Raw genomic sequence first — 6,462 nt, forward strand, 5'->3', positions numbered from 1 at the left:
GCCGTGACGAACCTGGACGAGGCCCGCGCCCTGCTGCGCGAGTTCCCCGTGGTCGACGGCCACAACGACCTGCCCTGGGCGCTGCGCGAGAAGGCGGGCTACGACCTGGACCGCCTGGACATCTCGGGCCACCAGCACGAGCACCTGCACACCGACATCCCCCGGCTGCGCGCGGGCGGCGTCGGCGCCCAGTACTGGTCGGTGTACGTGCCGGCCGAGCAGCCGGACCCGGTCGCCGCGACCCTGGAGCAGATCGACTGCGTACGGCAGCTGCTCGACCGCTACCAGGCGGACCTGGCGCCCGCGCTGACCGCCGCCGACATGGAGGCGGCGCGCGGTGAGGGCCGTATCGCCTCGCTGATGGGCGCCGAGGGCGGCCACTCCATCGCCAACTCGCTGGGCACCCTGCGCGGCCTGTACGCGCTCGGCGTGCGCTACATGACGCTCACTCACAACTCCAACGTGGACTGGGCGGACTCGGCGACCGACGTCCCGAAGGCGAACGGCCTGACCGCGTTCGGCCGCGAGGTGGTCCGCGAGATGAACCGGCTCGGCATGCTGGTCGACCTCTCGCACGTGGCGCCGTCGACGATGCGCGACGCGCTGGACACGAGCAGCGCGCCGGTGGTCTTCTCGCACTCCTCGGCCCGCGCGGTCTGCGACCACCCCCGCAACATCCCGGACGACGTCCTGGAGCGGCTGCCCGCCAACGGTGGTGTCGCGATGGTGACCTTCGTGCCGAAGTTCGTGCTCCAGGCGGCCGTGGACTGGACGGCCGAGGCCGACGAGAACATGCGCGCCCACGGCCTGCACCACCTGGACACCACCGCCGAGGCGATGAAGGTGCACCGCGCCTTCGAGGAGCGCGTCCCGCGCCCGATCGCCACGGTGCCGGTGATCGCCGACCACCTGGACCACATGCGCGAGGTCGCCGGCATCGACCACCTCGGCATCGGCGGCGACTACGACGGCACGGCCTTCACCCCGGACGGCCTGAACGACGTCTCCGGCTACCCGAACCTCCTGGCGGAGCTGCTGGACCGCGGCTGGTCCAGGGCGGACCTCGCCAAGCTCACCTGGCAGAACGCGGTACGGGTGCTGGGTGCGGCGGAGGACGTGGCCCGCGACCTCCGGTCCAAGCAGGCGCCGTCCAACGCGACGATCGAGTCGCTGGACGGCTGACGCGGTGACGTGAGGGGGCGGGGCGGCCGACCGGCCGCCCCGCCCCCTTCGCAGTACCGGCGCGCGCCCTACCGTTGCTCGATCCGGCACAGGCAGAACGGGTGCCCGGCCGGGTCGGCGTACACCACGAAGTCCTTCTTCTCGCGGTCCTCCAGGTCCAGCGGGCGGGCGCCGAGCGCCAGGACCCGCTCATGGGCCGTGTCCATCTCCGCCCAGGTGCTGCCCGCGTCGAAGTCCAGGTGGAACTGCTGGCCGTTGTGGTCGGCGTGCGGCCACTCGGGCGGGGTGTGGCCCTCGGCCCGCTGGAAGGCCAGCCGGGGGCCGCCGGGAACCTGGAGGACGACCCAGGTGTCGCTCTCGGTCACGGGCGTGCCCCCGCCCAGCGCCGCGTAGAAGGCGGCCAGGGCGTGCGGGTCGGGGCAGTCCAGTACGACGGTGCGGAAATGGGCGACGGACGCCATATGTCCTCCTCGGTATCGGTTCAGCAGGCGCAGAGACAGAACGGGTGCCCGGCCGGGTCGGCGTACACCCGCCAGGTACGGGCGGGCTCCCCGGCGTCCAGGAGCGTCGCCCCCAGCTTCAGCACGCCCTCCTGCGCCGCGTCCAGGTCCGGCACGGTCAGGTCCAGGTGGAACTGCTGACCGTCGCTCTCGGCGCGCGGCCACCGCGGCGCGGTGTGCCCATCGGCCCGCTGGAAGGCCAGCGACTGCCCGCCGGGCAGCGCCAGGTCCACCCAGTCGCCCTTCTCGTCGCGCTCCACCGTGCCGCCGAGCACCTCGGCGTAGAAACCGGCCAGCGCGTCGGGATCGGGACAGTCCAGGACCACCACACCGAGCTTGGCGAGAGCCATGTCGACCTCCTTCTGCCATCCAGAGAGGCGGTTACCCATAGGAGCGGGTAACCGGTAACGGTGACCTCATGCTCCCGGACAAGGGGTAACGTCGCAACCATGAATGAGAGATCGGCCGCTCCCGGGGGTCTGGCCCTGGTCGAGTCCCTGGTCAACACCGTGGACCTGGCGGACGGCGCCGACTCGCTGGACACCGAGGAGGGGCGCGGGCGCCTCGGGGTCACCGAAGGGGAACTCGCCGGGGCGCGGGAGCTGCGGGAGTCGCTGCGCGCCGCCCTGCTCGCCCACGCCGGGCATCCGCCGCACCGGACGGTCACCCCGCTCGGCGAACTGCTGGCCCGCGCGCCGCTGTACGTCGCCGTGGACGAGGGGGACGGCTCGGCGGCCCTCGCCCCCGCCGCGGACGCCGCCCTGCTCTCCCGGGTCGCCGCCGCCGTCGCCGAGGCGCTGGTGGCGGGCACCTGGATGCGGCTCAAGGCGTGCGAGGCCGCGAGCTGCCACTGGGCGTACTACGACCGCAGCCCCGCCGGGCGTGGCCGCTGGTGCTCGATGCGGGTCTGCGGGGCGCGCGAGAAGATGCGGCGCTACCGAGCCAAGGGGGCGTAAAACGCGGGAAGCCGGGGCCCTGGGCCACCGGCGGCTGGGGCAAAATGCGGGACGGCGCCGGTTCGGCCGACTGAGCCTCGGCCGAACCAGCGCCGCTTCCTCCGCCCGCGCCGACCCGTCCGCGGCATCCGTCCGTCAGGCGGTCGGCCGTCCCATCGCCCGGTACGTCCAGCCCGCCCGGCGCCACAGCTCCGGGTCGAGCGTGTTCCGCCCGTCGAGCAGCAGCCGGTCCGCCGCGACGGCGCCCAGCTCCGCCGGGTCCAGTTCGCGGAACTCGCGCCACTCGGTCAGGTGCAGCACGACGTCCGCGCCGCGCACGGCGTCGAGTGCCGTCTCGGCGTATCCCAGCGTCGGGAAGACCCTGCGGGCGTTGGCCATGCCCTTCGGGTCGTACACGGTCACCTGGCCGCCCTGGAGGTGTATCTGGCCCGCCACGTTCAGCGCGGGCGAGTCGCGGACATCGTCCGAGTCGGGCTTGAAGGTGGCGCCGAGCACCGCGACCCGCTTGCCGAGGAAGGAGCCGCCGCCCAGCGCCTCGCGGGTCATCTCCACCATCTGGCCGCGCCGGCGCATGTTGATGGAGTCGATCTCCCGCAGGAAGGTCAGCGCCTGGTCCGCGCCCAGCTCGCCGGCGCGGGCCATGAACGCCCGGATGTCCTTGGGCAGGCAGCCGCCTCCGAAGCCGATCCCGGCGCGCAGGAACTTGCTCCCGATCCGGTCGTCGTGCCCGATCGCCTCCGCCAGCTTGGCCACGTCGCCGCCGCCCGCCTCGCAGACCTCCGCCATCGCGTTGATGAAGGAGATCTTGGTGGCGAGGAAGGAGTTGGCGGCGGTCTTCACCAGCTCGGCGGTCGGGAAGTCGGTGACGACGAAGGGGGTGCCCTCGCCGATCGGCGTCGCGTACACCTCGCGCAGCAGCTTCTCGGCCCGCTCGCCGCGCACCCCGGCCACGATCCGGTCCGGGTGCAGGGTGTCCTCGACGGCGAAGCCCTCGCGCAGGAACTCCGGGTTCCAGGCCAGCTCGGCGTCGCCGCCCGCGGGGGCGTGCTCGGCGAGGTAGGCGGCCAGCCGGTCGGCCGAGCCCACCGGGACCGTGGACTTGCCGACCACCAGGGCCGGGCCGCGCAGGTGCGGGGCCAGCGAGGCGATCGCGGAGTCGACGTACGACATGTCGCAGGCGTACTCGCCGTGCTTCTGCGGGGTGTTCACACACACGAAGTGCACATCGCCGAAGGCGCCGATCTCGGCCCAGTCGGTGGTGAAGCGCAGCCGCCCGGTCGACCCCTCGAACCCGGCCACGTGCCGCCGCAGCAGCTCCTCCAGCCCCGGCTCGTACATCGGGGTCTCGCCACGCTCCAGCATGGCGATCTTCTCGGGGACGACATCCAGGCCCAGCACCTCGAATCCCAGCTCGGCCATGGCCGCGGCGTGGGTGGCGCCGAGATACCCGGTGCCGATCACGGTGATCTTCAGGCTCATGGACGCGCTCCAGCTCGGGGATTCTCTCGTGCGGAGCCCGAGCATAGCCGGGCCGCCCGGGGGGCAACTTTCCCGCTGTCGCCAACCTCACGTAGGCGAGTCGGGGCCAGGGCTCTAAAATTTGGGTTACTTAACGGTAATTAGCGTTTGTAATGTCCGTGATGCGTCACAATCACTGCGTCTTTGGAGCGTGAGAGACCTTGGCCGGATCGGCTGACTTCGACCTGTACCGCCCGTCCGAGGAGCACGACATGCTCCGCGACGCCGTCCGTTCCCTGGTCGAGGCGAAGATCGCGCCGTACGCCGCCGCGGTGGACGAGGAGGCCCGCTTCCCGCAGGAGGCCCTCGACGCCCTGGTGGCCAACGACATGCACGCCGTGCACGTCCCCGAGGAGTACGGCGGCGCCGGCGCCGACGCGCTCGCCACGGTCATCGTGATCGAGGAGGTGGCCCGCGCCTGCGTCTCCTCCTCCCTGATCCCCGCGGTGAACAAGCTGGGCTCGCTCCCGGTGATCCTCTCCGGCTCCGAGGAGCTGAAGAAGAAGTACCTCGGCCCGCTGGCCAAGGGCGACGCGATGTTCTCGTACTGCCTCTCCGAGCCGGACGCGGGTTCGGACGCGGCCGGCATGAAGACCAAGGCGGTCCGCGACGGCGACCACTGGATCCTCAACGGCGTCAAGCGCTGGATCACCAACGCGGGCGTCTCCGAGTACTACACGGTCATGGCCGTCACCGACCCGGCCAAGCGCTCCAAGGGCATCTCCGCCTTCGTGGTCGAGAAGTCGGACGAGGGCGTCTCCTTCGGCGCCCCCGAGAAGAAGCTCGGCATCAAGGGCTCCCCGACCCGCGAGGTCTACTTCGACAACGTCCGCATCCCCGCCGACCGCATGATCGGTGAGGAGGGCACGGGCTTCATGACGGCCATGAAGACCCTGGACCACACCCGCATCACCATCGCGGCCCAGGCGCTCGGTGTCGCGCAGGGCGCCCTGGACTACGCCAAGGGCTACGTCCAGGAGCGCAAGCAGTTCGGCAAGGCGATCGCCGACTTCCAGGGCATCCAGTTCATGCTCGCGGACATGTCGATGAAGATCTCCGCCGCCCGCGCCCTCACCTACCAGGCCGCCGCCGCCTCCGAGCGCGGCGACGCCGACCTCACCTACCTGGGCGCCGCCGCCAAGTGCTTCGCCTCGGACGTCGCCATGGAGGTCACCACCGACGCCGTCCAGCTCCTCGGCGGCTACGGCTACACCCGCGACTACCCGGTCGAGCGCATGATGCGCGACGCCAAGATCACCCAGATTTATGAGGGCACGAACCAAGTTCAGCGGATCGTGATGGCGAGGAACCTGCCCTAGCAGGGTTTTTGCAGGTCAGAAGCTGTTTCGAAGGTCCGGAGGGACACCCTCGGGTTTCTGCCCGTTGCGGCCCGATCAGGGCTGTTCCTGGGCGTCATGCTGGGGGAATCCTGGGCAGATGCCGGACTGAAAACAGCGACTGACCTGCACAAACAACACAGCCCCCGGCGCGACGCCGGGGGCTGTTGTCGTACGCGTATCAGGCGACCTCTGATGCCTCTGTCGGGTCGTCGGCGCCGGGCGTCAACATCGTCGCGATGGCGGCCCGACCGCGCTGCTCGGCCCCTTCGAAGATGTAGTGGTAGTGCTCCCTCAACACGTCCGTACTGCTGTGGCCCATCCAGTCGGCCACATCGTTCTCGGGGACTCCGGCGTACAGCAGCCGCGACCCGTAGTAGTGCCGGAGTGAGTGCGCCTTGCAGTACTTCACCTGTCCCTTGCCCAGAGCCTCCATCCAGATCTTCGGGTAGAAGTACGACGCGTAGAGGTAGCCGGTCCGCGTCACGTTGGGGAAGAGAAGCCGCTCCGGCCCCCATACGCCGTGGTTCTTGATGTGCCGCCGAAGCTCGAAGGCGACGTTCGGAGGGAGGGGGACAGTGCGCCCTGGCTCGCCTTCGTCACGAGCCTTGATGTGCCGACGCTGGATGGCGCTGTTCTTCCCCGACTCGGTGTCTCCGTCCTCCGCAATCTGGAAGTCGACGCGAAGCGTCTCGGCCTTGAAGTCGATCTGATCGCGGGACACCGCCATGGCCTCACCCAGCCGCAGGCCGCACCCGGCCATGAGCCACAGCATCGCGCGGTATCGCGGAGGAGCGGCATCCAGCATCGCCAGGACTTCCCGCGTCGTGAGCCGCCTTGCGGTGCTCTTCTGCTCCCGGATCTCCTTGGCGCGGCTTCCGGCGCCCTTGACCTTCTTGCACGGGTTCCGGCCGATGATCTCGTTAACGACAGCCCAGTCCATCATCAGGGACTTTGCGTGTTGCGGTT

At 70.5% G+C, this 6,462-nt stretch carries 7 protein-coding genes; 3 read left to right on the plus strand and 4 right to left on the minus strand.

The window, feature by feature from the left end; translation table 11 throughout:
- Positions 1 to 3: 3 nt before the first annotated feature.
- A complete protein-coding gene (locus VT52_RS31715; RefSeq protein WP_046419759.1) occupies positions 4 to 1,182 on the plus strand; it encodes a dipeptidase in 1,179 nt (392 codons plus the stop codon).
- Positions 1,183 to 1,250: 68 nt separating this feature from the next.
- On the opposite strand, the gene VT52_RS31720 is transcribed toward VT52_RS31715, so the two are convergent.
- Positions 1,251 to 1,643: a VOC family protein gene (locus VT52_RS31720; protein WP_046419757.1), complete on the minus strand. Its 393-nt coding sequence runs from the start codon at positions 1,641 to 1,643 to the stop codon at positions 1,251 to 1,253.
- A 20-nt stretch (positions 1,644 to 1,663) separates the two neighbouring features.
- Positions 1,664 to 2,032 (minus strand): VOC family protein, encoded by a 369-nt coding sequence (locus tag VT52_RS31725; protein WP_046419756.1) that lies wholly within the window; start codon positions 2,030 to 2,032, stop codon positions 1,664 to 1,666.
- Positions 2,033 to 2,131: 99 nt separating this feature from the next.
- Here VT52_RS31725 and VT52_RS31730 point away from each other — a divergent pair, with 99 nt between their 5' ends.
- Entirely contained in the window at positions 2,132 to 2,638 is a 507-nt protein-coding gene (locus VT52_RS31730; RefSeq protein ID WP_046419753.1) for a CGNR zinc finger domain-containing protein, read from the plus strand.
- Between the two features lie 135 nt (positions 2,639 to 2,773).
- Here VT52_RS31730 and VT52_RS31735 read toward each other — a convergent pair whose 3' ends face one another.
- On the minus strand, positions 2,774 to 4,117 hold the full coding sequence (locus VT52_RS31735; RefSeq protein WP_046419751.1) for a UDP-glucose dehydrogenase family protein: 1,344 nt from the start codon (positions 4,115 to 4,117) through the stop codon (positions 2,774 to 2,776).
- A 200-nt stretch (positions 4,118 to 4,317) separates the two neighbouring features.
- Between VT52_RS31735 and VT52_RS31740 the strand changes: the two genes are divergently transcribed.
- Positions 4,318 to 5,475, plus strand: a complete 1,158-nt coding sequence (locus tag VT52_RS31740; protein ID WP_037660888.1) for an acyl-CoA dehydrogenase family protein — start codon at positions 4,318 to 4,320, stop codon at positions 5,473 to 5,475.
- Between the two features lie 199 nt (positions 5,476 to 5,674).
- Here VT52_RS31740 and VT52_RS36330 read toward each other — a convergent pair.
- A partial coding sequence (locus VT52_RS36330; RefSeq protein WP_143070949.1) for a tyrosine-type recombinase/integrase occupies positions 5,675 to 6,462 on the minus strand: 788 nt, incomplete at its 5' end.

The sequence above is a fragment of the Streptomyces malaysiense genome (assembly GCF_000980885.2).
Classification (GTDB): Bacteria; Actinomycetota; Actinomycetes; order Streptomycetales; family Streptomycetaceae; genus Streptomyces; species Streptomyces malaysiense.